The organism is Paracoccus sp. (in: a-proteobacteria), from assembly GCF_030536915.1.
Classification (GTDB): Bacteria; Pseudomonadota; Alphaproteobacteria; order Rhodobacterales; family Rhodobacteraceae; genus Paracoccus.
On the sequence record NZ_JAUNPC010000008.1, the window covers coordinates 1 to 16,314 of the forward strand.

Here is a 16,314-nt window from a genome sequence, read left to right on the forward strand (position 1 = left end):
ATTGCAAGGCCGCCCCGCCCGCGTTAGCCGTGGCGCATGGATAGGCCCCCTCGCCCCTTGCGCGACATCGACGCCCGTGCCCTGCAGGCGGATTTCACGGGCGTGGACGCCTGGATCTTCGACCTCGACAACACGCTCTATTCCCCCGACCTGCGGCTGTTTTCGCAGATCGAGGCGCGGATGACGGCTTATGTCCAGCGCCTGCTGGGCGTCGATGCCGCCGAGGCCGACCGCCTGCGCGCCCATTACTGGCGCGAGCACGGCACCACGCTGGCCGGGCTGATGGCCCATCACGGCATCGACCCCGAGGCCTATCTGGCCGAGGTCCATGACATCGACTTCACCGCGCTGACCCCCGAACCCGCGCTGGCGGATGCCATCCGGGCGCTGCCGGGGCTGAAGATCATCCACACCAATGCCGACGCGCCTTACGCGCGCCGGGTGCTGGCCCGCCGCGAACTGGACGTCTTCGACGCGGTTCACGGCATCGGAGAGGTCGGCTACCACCCGAAACCCGACCCGCGATCCTTTGCCGCAGTCCTCGACGCCCACGCGCTGGACCCTGCCCGTTGCGCCATGTTCGAGGACGATCCGCGCAACCTCGAAGTGCCCTTTTCCCTTGGAATGCGGACGATTCTGGTCGGCGCGGGCCGCCACGGCCCCGATGCGCTGGCCGAGGATCACAGCCACGGCACCCATGTCCTGTGGCACACCCATGACCTGCCCGGCTTCACCGCCGCGCTTGCCGCGGCCCTCGGCCCCGTGGCAGGTTCGCAGTCAAAGCCGTAACTGCCGAGGTTTCCCATGGCCCGCACCGAATCCTCCTCCGACGTCAGCGCGCTCAGCGGCGATGCCGAGCTGCAGACCCGCAGCGAACGCATCCTTGCCGCCCGCATCCTCGTCATCCTCGCCATGGTCGTGGTGCTGGTGATCGTGGTGGTGGCGCTCTTCGGCCTGCCCGCGCTGACCATGGTCGCGCTGCTGGCGACGGTCGTCGTCATGGGCCTGCTGATCGCCTACGCGGCCGGGTTCTAGGCCCGCCGATGCCGGATCGCGTGGATGTGCTGGTTTCCGGCGGCGGGGTCGCCGGGCTGACGGCGGCGGCCGGCTTCGGCGCGGCGGGCCTGAGCGTCCTCTGCGTGGACCCCGCCCCCCCGGTGACGGAAGAAGGCGGCGCGGGGGCCGACCTGCGGACCACGGCCTTCCTGCAGCCCTCGGTCGACCTGCTGGCCCGCATCGGCTTGTGGGACCGGCTGGCGCCCCATGCCACGCCGCTGCAGGTGATGCGCATCGTGGACGCGGGCGGGGCGGAACCCGCCGCGCGTCTGACCCGCGCCTTCGACGCCTCGGAAATCTCGGACCGGCCCTTCGGCTACAACCTGCCCAACTGGCTGCTGCGGCGCGAGATTTCCGCGCGGCTGGCAGAACTGCCCAATGTCGAGTTCCGCCCCGGCACCGGCACCGCCGGCCTGACCGTCCGCGACGACGCCGCGCTGGTGGACCTGTCCGACGGCAGCCGCATCCGCGCCCGGCTGGTGGTCGCCGCGGACGGCCGCAATTCCCCCGTGCGCGAGGCGCTGGGGATCGGCACCCGCACCATCCGCTACGGCCAGAAGGCGCTGGCCTTCGCGGTGACGCACGAGATCCCGCACGAGAACGTCTCGACCGAGATCCACCGCTGGGGCGGTCCTTTCACGCTGGTCCCCCTGCCCGACCGCGAGGGCAAGCCCTCCTCGGCGGTCGTCTGGCTGGAACGCGGGGCCGAGATCGCGCGGCTGCGCGGACTGTCGCGCGAGGCCTTCGAGGTCGAGCTGAACGCCCGTTCGGCGGGCATCCTCGGGCATCTGACGCAGGCCACCGGCTTGACCGAATGGCCGATCATCAGCCAGATCGCCGACCGCTACACCGGCCCCCGCACCGCCCTGATCGCCGAGGCCGCCCATGTCGTCCCGCCCATCGGCGCGCAGGGGCTGAACATGAGCCTCGCGGACCTCTCGGCGCTGCTGGACCTGATGGGCGCCGATCCGGGCGATCCCGCGGCACTCGACCGCTATGCCCGCGCCCGCCGCCCCGAGGCGCTGGTCCGCCTGATGGGCATCGACGCGCTGAACCGCGCCAGCATGCTGACCCCTCGTCCCCTGCGCGACCTGCGCGCGGCAGCGCTGGGCGGGCTTTATGCGCTTGCCCCCGTGCGGAGAACGATGATGCGGGCCGGACTGGGGATGCGCTGAGGGGGCCGATCCCGCTAGCGGAAAGCCCCGGTTTTCCCGAGATTGCGCAGGCCCGCGTTCTGGACACCCAAAGATGCGCGGTGTAGGCCCTTGCGCGAAACATCGGGAACCACGGGGGCAGAAAAGATGCGCGTGTATTATGATCGCGATTGCGACGTCAATCTGATCAAGGACAAGAAGATCGCGATCCTGGGCTATGGCAGCCAGGGCCATGCACATGCGCTGAACCTGCGCGATTCCGGCGCGAAGAACCTGGTCGTCGCGCTGCGCGAAGGCTCGCCGTCCGCCGCCAAGGCCGAAGGCGAGGGCCTCAAGGTCATGGGCATCGCCGAGGCCGCCGCCTGGGCCGACCTGATCATGTTCACCATGCCCGACGAGCTGCAGGCCGAGACTTATCGCAAATACGTCCACGACAACCTGCGCGACGGCGCGGCGATCGCCTTCGCCCACGGCCTGAACGTCCATTTCGGCCTGATCGAGCCGAAAAAGGGCGTCGACGTCATCATGATGGCGCCGAAAGGCCCCGGCCACACGGTGCGCGGCGAATACGTCAAGGGCGGCGGCGTCCCCTGCCTGGTCGCGGTGAACAACGACGCATCCGGCAAGGCGCTGGACCTCGCGCTCTCCTACTGCTCGGCCATCGGTGGCGGGCGTTCCGGCATCATCGAGACCGACTTCCGCGAGGAATGCGAGACCGACCTCTTCGGCGAGCAGGCGGTCCTGTGCGGCGGTCTGGTGGAACTCATCCGCATGGGCTTCGAGACGCTGGTCGAGGCGGGCTACGAGCCCGAGATGGCCTATTTCGAGTGCCTGCACGAGGTGAAGCTGATCGTGGACCTGATCTACGAAGGCGGCATCGCCAACATGAACTACTCGATCTCGAACACCGCCGAATACGGCGAGTATGTCTCGGGTCCGCGCATCTTGCCCTACGACGAAACCAAGGCCCGGATGAAAGCGGTGCTGCGCGACATCCAGACCGGCAAGTTCGTCCGCGACTTCATGCAGGAAAACGCCGTCGGCCAGCCGTCCTTCAAGGCGACCCGCCGCATCAACGACGAGCACCAGATCGAGCAGGTCGGCGCCAAGCTGCGCGAGATGATGCCCTGGATTTCCAAGGGCAAGATGGTGGACCGTGCCCGGAACTGATCGCCCGAAGCCGGGGGCTTCGCGCCTCCGGACTGTTTTCCGGGCGCTCGGAAGCCCGCGGGATATTTGAACGAAGAAGAACGAGGGGCGCCCTGCTGGGGCGCCCCTTTCCCGTTACAGGTCGTTGTGGCTGTTCAGCAGATCGGCGGCGCGGACGGTGCGGCCGTCCGGCATCCGGCACAGATCGGCGCGGCGCCCGCCTGCGGTCGCGGGAATGACCGTCCCTCCGGTGCCCGCGCAATAAAGCGCCGCCGGGTCCACCAGCGCCGCGGCGGGCTGCCCGCCACCTGCCTGCCGGGCGGACGGGGGGCTGCCGCAGGCGGCCAGCAGCAGAAGGCTCGTCGGCAGGGCAATGGCCAAGGCGGGGGACAGGCGTCGGATCATGCGCGGCGCTCCTGTTGCGGCATGGGCAGAGATCCGCCTACCCTGCCAAGCGCGCGCCGCCGGGGCAACCATGCAGCGTCACTCTTCGGTCACGTCGATCACGCCCTCGACCGCCCTCAGGGCCTGCCGCATCCGGGGCGTCACGGGCACGTCGGGCGCAACCTCGACGTCATAGACGGTATTGCCGTCCCGCACCCGCATCAGCAGGGGGCCGCGGCCCTTGGCCGAGACCGCGATCTCGGCGCTGGTCTCGCGCAGGCGGTCCAGCACCGCGACGGCGGTGCGCGCATCCGCGACCTCGACCGCCAGCAGGCCCGAGCCGGCATCGGCCACGGCGTTTTCCAGCGCCTCGACCGACCGCGCGAGCATCTTGACCTGATCGCCCGAGGGTTCCGCGTTGACCGTCAGCAGGACGTTCATGCCGGGTTCCAGAAGCGGACGGTGGGCGTCCAGCACGTCGGAAAAGACCGTGGCCTCGTAAAGCCCGGTCGGGTCGGACAGGGTGACAAAGGCATAGCGCGTGCCCTTGGCCGATTTCTTCTCCGCCCGCGCCGCGACCGTGCCTGCGATCTGCGCGACCATCGGCCCATCGGCGCAGGCGGCCTGCACCTCGGCCAGCGTCATCGCGCCCTTGCGCTTCAGCGCCGGAACATAGTCGTCCAGCGGGTGGCCAGAGAGATAGAAGCCGATGGCCGTGCGCTCCTCGGCCAGCTTCTCGGCGGGCATCCAGACCGAGGCCAGCGCGGGACGCGGGGGCGGCAGGTCCTCGCCGCCCCCGAACAGAGAGGACTGGCTGGACTGCGCAGCCTCCTGCACCGCCGTTGACCATGCGACCAGCGGGTCGAGCGACTTCAGCACCCGTGCCCGATTGTTGTCGAGTTCATCAAAAGCCCCTGCCCGCGCCAGCATCTCCAGCGCACGCTTGCCGATCTGGCGCATGGGGACGCGGCGGGCGAAGTCGGTCAGGTCGCGGAAGGGCCTGTCGCCTCGGGCGGCCACCAGCGTCCTCATCGCCTCGACGCCCACGTTCTTCAGCGCGCCCAGCGCATAGGAAATGCGGCCATTGTCCACGCTGAAGCGGGGCTGGCTGCGGTTGACGCAAGGCGGGATCACCTCGATCCCCATGCGGTCCACCTCGCGCCGATAGACCGCCAGCTTGTCGGTCAGGTGGATGTCGCAGTTCATCACCGCGGCCATGAACTCGACCGGGTGGTTCGCCTTCAGCCAGGCGGTCTGGTAGCTGACGACCGCATAGGCCGCCGCGTGCGACTTGTTGAAGCCGTAGTTGGCGAATTTCTCCAGCAGGTCGAAGACCTCGCCCGCCTTCTTCTCGTCCACCCCGTGCGTCTTGCAGCCCTCGACGAACTTGGGGCGCTCCTTCGCCATCTCCTCGGCGATCTTCTTGCCCATCGCCCGGCGCAGCAGGTCGGCGCCGCCGAGGCTGTAGCCCGCCATGACCTGCGCGATCTCCATGACCTGTTCCTGGTAGACGATGATGCCCTGCGTCTCGGCAAGGATATGGTCGATGGTCGGGTGGATCGATTCAAGCGGCCGGACGCCGTTCTTGACGTCGCAATAGACCGGGATGTTCTCCATCGGCCCCGGACGATAGAGCGCGACGAGGGCCACGATGTCCTCGATGCAGGTGGGCCGCATCCGCCGCAGCGCGTCCATCATGCCCGAGCTTTCGACCTGGAACACCGCGACCGTGCGGGCGCTGGCGAACAGGCGATAGGTTTCGGGGTCGTCCAGCGGGATCAGGTTGATCTCGTCCACCGCGCCCGGCGGAGGGTCGTAAAGCTGGCGCCCATCGGCCGCGATATGCAGGTGCCGCCCGCCCGCGCGGATCAGGTCCACGGCGTTCTGGATCACCGTCAGGGTCTTGAGGCCGAGGAAGTCGAACTTCACCAGCCCGGCCTGTTCCACCCATTTCATGTTGTATTGCGTGGCCGGCATGTCGGACGCCGGGTCGCGGTAAAGCGGCACAAGCTGGTCCAGCGGCCGGTCCCCGATCACCACCCCTGCCGCGTGGGTGGATGCGTTGCGGTAAAGCCCCTCCACCTGCGCCGCATAGTCGAGCATCCGCTTGACGTTTTCCTCGGCTGCCGCCGCTTCCCGCAGGCGCGGCTCGTCAGCCAAGGCCTTGGTGATCGAGACGGGCTTCACGCCTTCGACCGGGATCATCTTCGACAGCCGGTCGCGCTGGGGAAAGCCCATGCCGAGCACCCGGCCCACATCATGGACGGCGGCCTTGGACAGCAGCGCGCCGAAGGTGATGATCTGTCCGACCTTCTCTCGTCCGTATTTCTGGCAGACGTAGTCGATGACTTCCTCGCGCCGGTCCATGCAGAAGTCGATGTCGAAGTCCGGCATCGAGACGCGCTCGGGGTTCAGGAACCGCTCGAACAGCAGCGAATAGCGCAGGGGGTCGAGGTCGGTGATCGTCAGCGCATAGGCCACGAGGCTACCGGCGCCCGAGCCCCGCCCCGGCCCGACGGGGATGCCGTTCTGCTTGGCCCATTTGATGAAGTCGGCCACGATCAGGAAATAGCCGGGGAAGCCCATCTGCTCGATGATGCCGAGTTCAAAGTCGAGCCGGGCGTTATATTCCTCGACGCTGACGGCATGGGGGATGACCGCGAGACGGGCCGCCAGCCCCTCGCGGGCCTGCCGGCGCAGTTCCTCGACCTCGTCATCGGCAAAGCGCGGCAGGATCGGCTTGTGCTTGCTGACCGCAAAGGCGCAGCGTTGGGCGATTTCCACCGTGTTGGCAGTGGCTTCGGGCAGGTCGGCAAAGAGGACCAGCATATCCGCTTCGGACTTGAAGTCGTGGTTGGCGGTCAGCCGGCGGCGCGGGGTGGACTGGTCCACCATCGCGCGCTCGCGGATGCAGATCAGCGCGTCATGGGCGCCGAACATCTCGGGTTTCGGAAAATAGACGTCGTTCGTCGCCACCAGCGGCAGGTTCAGCGCATAGGCGAGGTCGATCATGCCGCCTTCGCTTGCCAGTTCCGCCGGCATCAACTGGCCATTGTCCTGCATATGACGCTGCAGTTCCACATACAGCCGGTCGCCGAAGATCCCCGCCAGATCGCGCAGGTGCGCTTCGGCGTCCGCCATCTTGCCCGCAGCCACCATCAGCCCCAGCGGACCGCAGGCGCCGCCGGTCAGGCAGATCAGCCCCTCGGCATGCTTGCCCAGTTCGGCCATGGTGATGTGGGGAAACTCGCGCGGCGGCGTCACGTAAAGGCAGGTGGACAGCGCCATCAGGTTCATCCAGCCTTGGCTGTTCTGCACCAGCAGCACCACGGGGCCGCACATCGGGCCTGCGTCCAGCACCATCTGGCAGCCGACGATGGGCTGGACGCCCTCGTCCATGGCCTTCACCGAGAACTCCAGCGCCGCGAACAGCGCGTTGGTGTCGGTCAGCGCGACGGCGGGCATTCCCGCCTTTGCCGCAAGGCCCGGCAGCTTCTTGACGGGGATCGCGCCCTCCAGAAGCGAGTGTTCCGAATGGCAGCGCAGGTGGATGAATCGGGGTTGGTCGGTCATGGGGCGTTGCTAGCACCTGCCGGGACGGTGCAGAAGGCGTCCGGCGACCCGTCCGGTCCGATTGCCGCGGGGTTCACGAAGACAGCCTAAACCGCCACCGCTATAATCGGCGGCCTCAAGAATGATTGTGCGGGGGCGGTTTCGGGCTAACCTGCCAAAAACAAAGACGGGGATGGCGTGACGCAAGCCGAATTGTTCCGGGCCGACGGCCTGTCGAAATCCTATCCGGGCGTGCGCGCCAACGATGATGTGTCCTTCTCCGTCGCACCGGGCGAGATCCACGCGCTGCTGGGGGAAAACGGCGCGGGCAAGTCCACGCTGGTCAAGATGATCTACGGCCTCGTGCGCCCCGATCAGGGCCGGATGGCCTTGGGCGGCCAGCCTCATGCACCGGCGGACCCCCGTGCCGCGCGGGCAGCGGGCGTCGGCATGGTGTTCCAGCATTTCAGCCTGTTCGACGCGCTGACTGTGGCGGAAAACATCGCGCTGGGGATGGACTCGCCCCCGCCCCGCGCCGACCTGTCGCGCCGCATCACCGAGGTCAGCACGGCCTATGGCCTGCCGCTGAACCCCGCCCGCCGCATCGCCTCACTTTCGGCGGGCGAGCGGCAGCGGGTCGAGATCGTGCGATGCCTTCTGGGCAATCCGCGCCTTCTCATCATGGACGAGCCGACCAGCGTCCTGACCCCGCAGGAGGCGGAAATCCTGTTTGCCACCCTGCGCCAGTTGGCCGCGCAGGGCACGGCGATCCTTTATATCAGCCACAAGCTGGACGAGATCCGCACCCATTGCGACCGCGCCACGATCCTGCGGCAAGGGCGCGTCGTCGGCACCGTGAACCCGCGCGACCACTCGGCGCGAGAGCTTGCGGCGATGATGGTCGGGGCCGAGATGCGGCTGGTGGACCGTTCCGGCCGTCAGGCGGGCGAGGTCGTGCTGACCGTCGCCAGCCTGACCTCGGCCGCGGGGCTGGAAGGAACGGCGCTGAAGAACGTGGGCTTCCAGGTCCGCGCAGGCGAGATCCTTGGCATCGGCGGCGTCGCCGGAAACGGGCAGGAGGAGTTGATCGCCGCGCTGTCCGGCGAAACCACCGGCAAGCCCGGCACCGTGGCGCTAGACGGCCGCGACCTGTCGGGCGAAGGCCCCGAGGCGCGCCGCCGCGCGGGCCTGCTCGCCGCCCCCGAGGACCGGCTGGGCCATGCCGCCGTCCCCGAGATGAGCCTGACCGAGAACGCCATCCTGACCGGCGCAACCCGGCAGGGGCTGGAAAGGAACGGCATCCTCGACCACCGCGCCGCCCGCAGCTTTGCCGAGAAGATCATCGCGGCCTTCGACGTGCGGACTCCGGGACCGGGGACGGCGGCGGGGGCGCTGTCGGGCGGCAACCTGCAGAAATTCGTGATCGGCCGGGAAATCCTGCAAGAGCCCCGCGCGCTGGTCGTGAACCAGCCGACATGGGGCGTGGATGCAGGAGCCGCCGCCGCGATCCGGCAGGCGCTTCTGGACCTTGCCGGACGGGGTGCCGCGGTCATCGTCATCAGCCAGGACCTCGACGAGTTGCTGGAGCTTTCCGACCGCTTCGCCGCGCTGAACAACGGCGTGCTGTCCCCACCCGTCCCGACCGAGGGGCTGACTCTGGAACAGGTCGGCCTGATGCTGGGCGGCGCGCATGGGATGGAGGTCGCCCATGTTGCGGCTTGAGCCCCGGCCCGCCGCCCCTTGGTGGCTGGGCGTCGCCTCACCCGTCGTGGCGGTGATCGCCACGATGATCGCAGGCGGATTGCTCTTCGCGCTGATGGGCTTCGATCCCGTGGCCGCGATCCGCACGATCTTCTGGGACCCGCTGTTCGGGCCTGCTGCGGGCTATTCGCGCCCGCAGCTTCTGGTCAAGGCCGGGCCGCTGATCCTGATCGCCTCGGGCCTCGCCATCGGCTTCCGGGCCGGCATCTGGAACATCGGGGCGGAAGGCCAATACATCATCGGTGGCATCTGCGGCGCGGCCGTGGCCTTGGCCGCCTATCCTGCCGAAGGCTTCTGGATCTTCCCGGCGATGGTGCTGGCAGGCGCGGCCGGGGGCTGGGCCTGGGGGATGATCCCCGCGACCCTGCGGAACTGGACCGGAGCGTCGGAGATCCTCGTCTCGCTGATGCTGGTCTATGTCGCCCAAAGGGTCGCCGCCTGGATGGCCTTCGGCCCGATGCGGAACCCGGAGGGCTTCGGGATGCCCGGCTCGCGCAACCTGCAGCAATATCCGTCGGCCTCGAACCCGGAACTGATCGCCGGGACCGGCATCCACTGGGGCGTGGTCGCGGCCGCCGTGGCGGTGCTGGCGACCTGGTTCCTGATGAGCCGCCATATCCGAGGCTTCCGCATCCGGGTGGCAGGCCTCGCCCCCCGCGCCGCGCGCTTTGCCGGTGTCAGGCCGGAAACCTTGGTCGCCTTCTGCCTCGGCCTCTCCGGTGCTCTGGCGGGCATGGCCGGGCTGTTCGAGGCCGCCGGCCCCGGCGGGCAGATCACCGACAGCTTCGGTTCGGGCTATGGCTTCACGGCGATCATCGTGGCTTTCCTCGGGCGGCTGCACCCCTTGGGCATCCTGCTTGCCGGGCTGCTGCTGGCGCTGACCTATATCGGCGGCGAACTCGCCCAACTGATGCTGTCCCTGCCCGCCGCCACGGTGCAGGTGTTCCAGGGGATGCTGCTGTTCTTCCTGTTGGCCTTCGACACGCTGACCCGATACCGCCTGCGCTGGGGGACCAAGCGATGATCGAATGGACGACCTTCCTGCTGCTGCTATCCGCCGCGACCCCGATCCTGTTCGCGGCACTGGGAGAGGCTATCGCCGAACGATCCGGCGTGCTGAACCTGGGCGTCGAGGGGATGATGATCACCGGCGCGCTGGCGGGCTTCGCCGCCGCCCATGCGACCGGCTCGCCCACCGTGGGCTTTATCGCCGGTGCCCTCGCAGGGGCCGTAATCTCGCTGATCTTCGGGGCGCTGACGCAATACCTGCTGACCAACCAGGTCGCCACCGGCCTCGCGCTGACCATGTTCGGCCTAGGGCTGACGGCGATGTTCGGAAAGCCCTATGAAGGCGTCAAGTCGCCTTCGATGCCCGGCGGCCCCTTGGGCATCAACTGGGTGATCTGGTTCGGCCTGATCCTCGTTCCCGTCATCTGGCTGGTCCTGAACCGCACCCGTCCCGGCCTGATCCTGCGCGGGGTGGGGGAAAACCACGACGCCGCACACGCCCTTGGCTACAAGGTGCGCGGCACCCGCATGATCGCCATCGCCATCGGCGGCGCCATGGCGGGGATCGGCGGCGCTTACATCTCGATCGCCACCGTCCTGCAATGGACCGAAGGCATGACCGCCGGCGCGGGCTGGATCGCGCTCGCCATCGTCGTCTTCGCGGGGTGGAGCCCGTGGGGCGTCCTCGCCGGCGCCTGGCTTTTCGGCGGCGTGACCGTTCTGCAACTGCGGCTGCAGGCGGCGGGGGTGGCAGTGCCGGTGCAACTGCTCAGCATGGCCCCCTATCTTGCCACGATCATCGTTCTGGTGATCATATCGGCGCGCCACAAATACGCAGGCGGCGGCGGCACCGCGCCCGGTTCACTGGGCCGGAACTTCCACGCGCTGCGATAACAAGAACCCGACAGAGGAGAGACACATGAACCGCAGAACCCTTCTGGCCTCGGCCGCAGCGCTCGCGCTGGTTGCCCTGTTGCCGCCCCTGCCCGCAGCGGCACAGACCCCGATCCCCGAGGGCGAAAAGCTGAAGGTCGGCTTCATCTACGTCGGCCCCGTTGGCGACGGCGGCTGGACCTACCAGCACGACCTCGGCCGGCAGGCCATCGAGGCCGAATACGGCGACCGCGTCGAGACCACCTTCATCGAAAGCGTCCCCGAGGGTGCCGATGCCGAGCGCGCCCTGACCCAGCTTGCCCTGTCCGGCTGCAAGCTGATCTTCGCGACCAGCTTCGGCTTCATGGACGCGGTCATCAACGTCGCCGCCAAGTTCCCCGACATCAGGTTCGAGCACGCGACGGGCTACAAGCGCGCCGACAATGTGGCGACCTATGACGCCCGCTTCTACGAGGGCCGCGCCGTTCTTGGCACCATCGCCGGCCGCATGACCAAGACGAACAAGATCGGCTATATCGGGTCCTTCCCGATCCCCGAGGTGATCCAGGGGATGAACTCGACCTTCATCCACGCCCGCAAGGTGAACCCGGATGTCGAGCTGCGCATCGTCTGGGCCTACACCTGGTTCGACCCGGCCAAGGAAGCCGACGCGGCATCCGCCCTGCTGGCCGAGGGCGTGGACGTGATCCTGCAGCACACCGATTCCACCGCGCCGCTGGCCAAGCTGCAGGAACGCGGCGGCATCGGCTTCGGCCAGGCGTCCGACATGGCCGCCTTCAAGCCGACCCCGCGCGTGAGTTCCATCATCGACAACTGGAACCCCTACTACATCCGCCGCGTGGGCGAGGTGCTGGACGGGACGTGGCAATCGCATGGCGTCTGGCTGGGGATCGGCGATGGCGAGGTCGGGATCGGCGAGATCACCGAGGCCGTGCCTGCCGAGGTCAAGGCCGAGGCCGAGGCCCTGCGCGACCAGATCGGCTCGGGCGCCCACCATCCCTTCACCGGGCCGCTGAACAAGCAGGACGGCTCGGCATGGCTGGCCGAGGGGCAGACCGCCACGGATGAGGAACTGGCGTCGATGGACTTCTTCGTGGAAGGCATCTCGGCGCAGATCCCGCGCTGAACGGTCAACAGGATGCACGAAGGGCGGGCCACAAGGTCCGCCCTTTCCTTTTGGCGCGCGGCCCTCACGCACCCTTTGCATCTGCATCACCTGTGCATGACCTGTGCATGGTTCGTGCATCGGATACACGCCGCGGACCGGCCGGACGCGGACGCCCGCAATCGGTCCTGCGCCTGCGTCAGCCGCGATGCGACTCGATGAACCATAGGTCCTTGTCGGCCTGCTTCGAGGCTTCGGTCAGGATGTCGGCGCTGTCGGCGTCGCCCGCCTCATCCACCGTGTCGATCCCCTTCCGCACCCGCTCGCCATAGGCGCGCAGCCGGTCGGCGACCTCGCGCAGATGGTCCTCGGTCGCGGCCAGGTCGGTCGGATAGGGCGGCAGCGCGGTCGCGCGGGCCACCTCCTCGACAGTGCCGACGGCCATGCCGTCAAGCTGCTGGATGCGCTCGGCCATGTCGTCGATGTTGGGGTCGAGCCGCGCCTTGATCCCGTCCAGCAACTCGTGGACGGCGATGAAGTTCGGCCCCTTGAGGTTCCAATGCGCCTGCTTCAGCGCGAGCGACAGCGACAGCCCGTCGCTCAGGCAGGCTTGCAGTTCCGAGATCGCGGTCTTGCGGGCATTGTCCTCCAGCCCCTGCAGGTTCACAGGCATGGTGTTCTCCTGATGTTGTTGATTTCTGGATCAACGAACCGCCACAGGCCGGGGTTCCCATGCCGCGGCCTTCCGCCGCAGCCGCAAAAGGAAACGGCGCCCCGGATGGAACGCCGTTCACAAGATGCCAGGATCGGCCGCGATCAGGCGGCTGTGGCCTGGTCGATGAACTTGACCGCGTCGCCGAAGGTCTGGATGGTCTCGGCGGCGTCGTCGGGGATCTCGATGCCGAATTCTTCCTCGAAGGCCATGACCAGCTCGACGGTGTCGAGCGAATCCGCGCCCAGGTCGTCGATGAACGAGGCGGTCTCGGTGACCTTGTCCTCTTCGACGCCCAGATGCTCGACGACGATCTTCTTCACGCGATCAGCAGTGTCGCTCATGTCTCGTTCCTTAGTTACGGGCACTCCGCCCGGATGCAACCGGGGCGCACCCGGCAACAAGCCGCGGGCGGGTCCCTGCGGCCTTGATGCCGGGATATAGCAACGCCAACGTGATCCGCAACCGCTTTCGCCGCCCTCAAACCATGGCCATGCCGCCGTTGACATGCAGGGTTGCGCCGGTGACGTAGCCTGCTTCGGGACTGGCCAGATACAGGACGGCGGCCGCGATCTCATCGGCCTTGCCCATGCGTCCGGCGGGGATCTGGGTCAGGATGCGCCCCTTCTGGTCATCGTTCAGCTTGCCCGTCATCGCCGTCTCGATGAAGCCCGGCGCCACGCAGTTGACCGTGATCCCGCGAGAGGCGACCTCGTAGGCGAGGCTTTTCGACATCCCCACCAGCCCCGCCTTGGCGGCGGCATAGTTGCCTTGCCCCGGATTGCCCGTGGTCCCCACGACCGAGGTGATGCTGACGATCCGCCCCCAGCGCGCCTTCATCATGCCGCGCAGCACGCCCCGCGCCAGACGGAAGGACGAGGTCAGGTTCACGTCCAGCACCTGCGCCCATTCCTCGTCCGACATCCGCATGAACAGGTTGTCGCGCGTGATGCCTGCGTTGTTGACGAGGATGTCCACGGACCCCATCGCCTCGGCCGCCTGCTTCGGCAGCGCCTCGACCGCCGCCGGATCGCCCAGGTTCGCCGTCACCACATGCGCCCGCTCGCCCAAGCTGGCAGCCAGTTCCTGCAAGGGCGCCTCGCGCGTCCCCGACAGGGTCACTGCCGCCCCCGCCGCGTGCAGCGCCGCCGCCACGGCCCCACCGATGCCACCCGAAGCGCCGGTGATCAGAGCGTTCTTTCCGGTCAGGTCGAACATCGCTGTGTCTTTCTTCTTTGCACAAATATCCCGGGGTCCGGGGCAGCGCCCCGGTCCGGCCTAGCCTTCGATCGCCGCGATATCCTCGGGCGACCCGACGGCCCGCGTCTCGACCCCCGGCGCGATGCGCTTGATCATGCCCGACAGGGCCTTGCCTGCGCCGATCTCCCAGAACTCGGTCACGCCCTGATCAGCCATGAACTGGACCGACTCGCGCCAGCGGACGGACCCCGTGACCTGCTCGACCAGAAACTGCCGGATCGCGCCGGGCATCGTCACGGGTTCCGCCCGCACATTGGCGATCAGCGGCACGGCGGGCTCTTGAATGTCCACGCCCGCCAGTGCGTCGGCCATCACGGTGGCAGCGGGCTGCATCAGCGCGCAGTGGAAGGGGGCCGAGACCGGCAGCATCAGCGCCCGCTTGGCGCCGCGCGCCTTGGCCAGCGCCGCGGCCCGTTCCACCGCCTCCTTGTGCCCCGAGATCACCACCTGCGCCGGGTCGTTGTCGTTCGCGGCCTGGCAGACCTCGTCCTCGGCGGCCTCTCGCGCGATCTCGTCCACCGTCGCAAAGTCCAGCCCAAGGATCGCGGCCATGGCGCCGACGCCGACCGGCACCGCCTCCTGCATCGCGGTCCCGCGGATGCACAGAAGCCGCGCCGTGTCCGACAGGCTGATCGCCCCCGCCGCGCAGAGCGCCGAATATTCCCCCAGCGAGTGCCCCGCGACGAAAGCCGCATCCGTCACCGCGAAGCCTTCCGCCTCCAGCGCCCGCATGGCTGCGACCGAGGTCGCCATCAGCGCCGGCTGGGCGTTGCGGGTCAGGGTCAGCGTCTCGATGTCGCCGCCCCAGATCAGCGCGGAAAGGTTCTCGCCCAGCGCCTCGTCCACTTCCTGAAACACCGCGCGGGCGGCGGGATAGGCGTCGGCCAGCGCGCGGCCCATGCCGATGGTCTGGGCGCCCTGGCCGGGAAAGACGAATGCGCGCATCTTGAGCTTCCTCCATGCTTTGGGTTGGGATAGCCCGAGGACAGCGATCCCGCAACGGCAGGAGAGAGCCATGCCCGCAGCCAACACGTCCCGCGCCTATGGCAGCGTCCACCGTTTCCTGCATTGGACCATCGCCGTCCTGATCCTGTCGGCCATCGGGCTTGGCCTTTACGCCGAAAGCTTCCGCGCGGGCGGGGCGGCAACGCTGGCGCGGATGGTCGAGGTCTTCTCGATCCACAAGACCGTGGGCATCGCGGTGCTGTTCCTGGCGCTGGCCCGCATCCTCTGGGTGCTGGTGCAGGACCACCCGAGGCCGCTGCATCCCGAGCGCAAGGTGGAAACCTTTGTGGCCTCGGCGGTCCACTGGGCGCTTTACGGCGGCATGGTGCTGATGCCGCTGGCGGGCTGGCTGTTGCATACGGCGGCACCTGGGGCAGGTTTTGCGGATATCCTCTGGCCATTCGGCCAGCGCCTGCCGGGCGTGCCGCAGGATGCGGACCTGTCCGAACGCTTCACCGCCTTCCACGTCAACGGCTGGTGGCTTCTGGCGGTGCTGATCCTGCTGCATGTCGGCGGCGCGTTGAAGCACACGGTTATCGACCGCGACGCCACGCTGGCCCGCATGGCGGGGAACGCCACAAAAGTGCCCGAGCCGCCACGCGACCCGCGCCCGAACCGCTGGGCGCCGCCGCTGGTGGCGCTGGCGCTGTGGGGCGGGCTGGCGCTATGGGCTGCCACGACCGAACGGCCACAGGACGCGACCCCGCAGGAAATTGCCGGCCAAGCTGCCGCGCCTGCTGTGACAGCGGCGCAGTCCGGATCTGTCTGGACGGTGCAATCCGGCACGCTGGGGCTATCGGTCACGCAGGCGGGCGCCCCGGTCGAGGGCCAGTTCGGGACATGGACTGCCGCCATCACCTATGACGAGGCGACCGGCACGGGCGAGGTCGTGGCCGAGGCCAATATCGCCTCGCTGACCCTCGGCGCGGTCAGCGGCATGGCGACCGGGCCGGACTTTTTGAACGTGAGCGCCTTCCCGACCGCCCGCTTCGAGGGGGCGATCACCCGCGCGCCCGAGGGGGGGACCGCGCATCAGGCCACCGGCACCCTGACACTCGCGGGGCAGTCGCAACCCGCCACCCTGCCCTTCGACCTGACCATCGACGGCGATCAGGCGACCGCGACGGGAACCCTGACGCTCGACCGCCGCGACTTCGGCGTGGGGGCGAACTACGCGGACGAAAGCATGGTCTCGTTCCCCGTGGCCGTCACCGTCGATCTGACCGCGACCCGCAGCTAGGCCAGCCACGAAAAAGGGCCGCCCCGAAAGGCGG

The 16,314-nt window shown here is 68.4% G+C and carries 15 protein-coding genes; 9 read left to right on the forward strand and 6 right to left on the reverse strand.

Translation table 11 applies throughout. The features are described 5' to 3' along the window. Window positions 1–36: 36 nt before the first annotated feature. The 4 genes from Q4F04_RS02740 (at window position 37) to ilvC (ending at window position 3,380) form a co-directional block, all read left to right on the forward strand. Entirely contained in the window at window positions 37–789 is a 753-nt protein-coding gene (locus Q4F04_RS02740; RefSeq protein WP_303368301.1) for a pyrimidine 5'-nucleotidase, read from the forward strand. A gap of 15 nt (window positions 790–804) precedes the next feature. Next, window positions 805–1,035 (forward strand): hypothetical protein, encoded by a 231-nt coding sequence (locus tag Q4F04_RS02745; protein WP_303368302.1) that lies wholly within the window; start codon window positions 805–807, stop codon window positions 1,033–1,035. An 8-nt stretch (window positions 1,036–1,043) separates the two neighbouring features. Beyond that, a complete protein-coding gene (locus Q4F04_RS02750; RefSeq protein WP_303368303.1) occupies window positions 1,044–2,231 on the forward strand; it encodes a UbiH/UbiF family hydroxylase in 1,188 nt (395 codons plus the stop codon). A gap of 126 nt (window positions 2,232–2,357) precedes the next feature. After that, entirely contained in the window at window positions 2,358–3,380 is a 1,023-nt protein-coding gene (gene ilvC, locus Q4F04_RS02755) for a ketol-acid reductoisomerase (protein ID WP_303368304.1), read from the forward strand. 114 nt (window positions 3,381–3,494) lie between these two features. On the opposite strand, the gene Q4F04_RS02760 is transcribed toward ilvC, so the two are convergent. Together Q4F04_RS02760 and dnaE are read right to left on the reverse strand one after the other, a co-directional pair. Then, window positions 3,495–3,764, reverse strand: coding sequence for a DUF333 domain-containing protein (locus Q4F04_RS02760; RefSeq protein ID WP_303368305.1), 270 nt, complete (start codon window positions 3,762–3,764; stop codon window positions 3,495–3,497). A 78-nt stretch (window positions 3,765–3,842) separates the two neighbouring features. Then, a complete protein-coding gene (dnaE, locus tag Q4F04_RS02765; protein WP_303368306.1) occupies window positions 3,843–7,316 on the reverse strand; it encodes a DNA polymerase III subunit alpha in 3,474 nt (1,157 codons plus the stop codon). 177 nt (window positions 7,317–7,493) lie between these two features. Here dnaE and Q4F04_RS02770 point away from each other — a divergent pair, with 177 nt between their 5' ends. From Q4F04_RS02770 to Q4F04_RS02785, 4 genes are read left to right on the forward strand one after another with little or no spacing between them, the layout of a single operon-like run. Beyond that, window positions 7,494–9,017, forward strand: a complete 1,524-nt coding sequence (locus Q4F04_RS02770) for an ABC transporter ATP-binding protein (RefSeq protein ID WP_303368307.1) — start codon at window positions 7,494–7,496, stop codon at window positions 9,015–9,017. Beyond that, window positions 9,004–10,080: an ABC transporter permease gene (locus Q4F04_RS02775; RefSeq protein WP_303368308.1), complete on the forward strand. Its 1,077-nt coding sequence runs from the start codon at window positions 9,004–9,006 to the stop codon at window positions 10,078–10,080. The genes Q4F04_RS02770 and Q4F04_RS02775 overlap by 14 nt, the downstream gene beginning before the upstream one ends. Next, a complete protein-coding gene (locus Q4F04_RS02780; protein WP_303368309.1) occupies window positions 10,077–10,958 on the forward strand; it encodes an ABC transporter permease in 882 nt (293 codons plus the stop codon). The genes Q4F04_RS02775 and Q4F04_RS02780 overlap by 4 nt, the downstream gene beginning before the upstream one ends. Before the next feature lie 25 nt (window positions 10,959–10,983). Beyond that, the gene (locus Q4F04_RS02785) at window positions 10,984–12,084 is read left to right on the forward strand and encodes a BMP family ABC transporter substrate-binding protein (RefSeq protein WP_303368310.1); all 1,101 of its coding nucleotides are present in this window, start codon (window positions 10,984–10,986) and stop codon (window positions 12,082–12,084) included. Between the two features lie 178 nt (window positions 12,085–12,262). On the opposite strand, the gene dps is transcribed toward Q4F04_RS02785, so the two are convergent. The 4 genes from dps to fabD form a co-directional block, all read right to left on the reverse strand. Further along, complete coding sequence (dps, locus tag Q4F04_RS02790) at window positions 12,263–12,736, reverse strand: DNA starvation/stationary phase protection protein Dps (protein ID WP_303368311.1); 474 nt, start codon at window positions 12,734–12,736, stop codon at window positions 12,263–12,265. Between the two features lie 143 nt (window positions 12,737–12,879). Then, window positions 12,880–13,119 (reverse strand): acyl carrier protein, encoded by a 240-nt coding sequence (locus Q4F04_RS02795; RefSeq protein ID WP_182790916.1) that lies wholly within the window; start codon window positions 13,117–13,119, stop codon window positions 12,880–12,882. Between the two features lie 136 nt (window positions 13,120–13,255). Beyond that, entirely contained in the window at window positions 13,256–13,993 is a 738-nt protein-coding gene (gene fabG, locus Q4F04_RS02800; RefSeq protein ID WP_303368312.1) for a 3-oxoacyl-[acyl-carrier-protein] reductase, read from the reverse strand. A 60-nt stretch (window positions 13,994–14,053) separates the two neighbouring features. Further along, window positions 14,054–14,980, reverse strand: a complete 927-nt coding sequence (gene fabD / locus Q4F04_RS02805; protein WP_303368313.1) for an ACP S-malonyltransferase — start codon at window positions 14,978–14,980, stop codon at window positions 14,054–14,056. Between the two features lie 70 nt (window positions 14,981–15,050). On the opposite strand from fabD, the gene Q4F04_RS02810 reads away from it, so the two are divergent. Then, complete coding sequence (locus Q4F04_RS02810; RefSeq protein WP_303368314.1) at window positions 15,051–16,280, forward strand: cytochrome b/b6 domain-containing protein; 1,230 nt, start codon at window positions 15,051–15,053, stop codon at window positions 16,278–16,280. Window positions 16,281–16,314 lie beyond the last annotated feature (34 nt).

Coding starts and splice junctions, on each gene's coding strand:
- Q4F04_RS02740 (WP_303368301.1), top strand. CDS start 37: ATGGATAGGCCCCCTCGCCCCTTGCGCGACATCGACGCCCGTGCCCTG.
- Q4F04_RS02745 (WP_303368302.1), top strand. CDS start 805: ATGGCCCGCACCGAATCCTCCTCCGACGTCAGCGCGCTCAGCGGCGAT.
- Q4F04_RS02750 (WP_303368303.1), top strand. CDS start 1,044: ATGCCGGATCGCGTGGATGTGCTGGTTTCCGGCGGCGGGGTCGCCGGG.
- ilvC (WP_303368304.1), top strand. CDS start 2,358: ATGCGCGTGTATTATGATCGCGATTGCGACGTCAATCTGATCAAGGAC.
- Q4F04_RS02760 (WP_303368305.1), bottom strand. CDS start 3,764: ATGATCCGACGCCTGTCCCCCGCCTTGGCCATTGCCCTGCCGACGAGC.
- dnaE (WP_303368306.1), bottom strand. CDS start 7,316: ATGACCGACCAACCCCGATTCATCCACCTGCGCTGCCATTCGGAACAC.
- Q4F04_RS02775 (WP_303368308.1), top strand. CDS start 9,004: ATGTTGCGGCTTGAGCCCCGGCCCGCCGCCCCTTGGTGGCTGGGCGTC.
- Q4F04_RS02780 (WP_303368309.1), top strand. CDS start 10,077: ATGATCGAATGGACGACCTTCCTGCTGCTGCTATCCGCCGCGACCCCG.
- Q4F04_RS02785 (WP_303368310.1), top strand. CDS start 10,984: ATGAACCGCAGAACCCTTCTGGCCTCGGCCGCAGCGCTCGCGCTGGTT.
- dps (WP_303368311.1), bottom strand. CDS start 12,736: ATGCCTGTGAACCTGCAGGGGCTGGAGGACAATGCCCGCAAGACCGCG.
- Q4F04_RS02795 (WP_182790916.1), bottom strand. CDS start 13,119: ATGAGCGACACTGCTGATCGCGTGAAGAAGATCGTCGTCGAGCATCTG.
- fabG (WP_303368312.1), bottom strand. CDS start 13,993: ATGTTCGACCTGACCGGAAAGAACGCTCTGATCACCGGCGCTTCGGGT.
- fabD (WP_303368313.1), bottom strand. CDS start 14,980: ATGCGCGCATTCGTCTTTCCCGGCCAGGGCGCCCAGACCATCGGCATG.
- Q4F04_RS02810 (WP_303368314.1), top strand. CDS start 15,051: ATGCCCGCAGCCAACACGTCCCGCGCCTATGGCAGCGTCCACCGTTTC.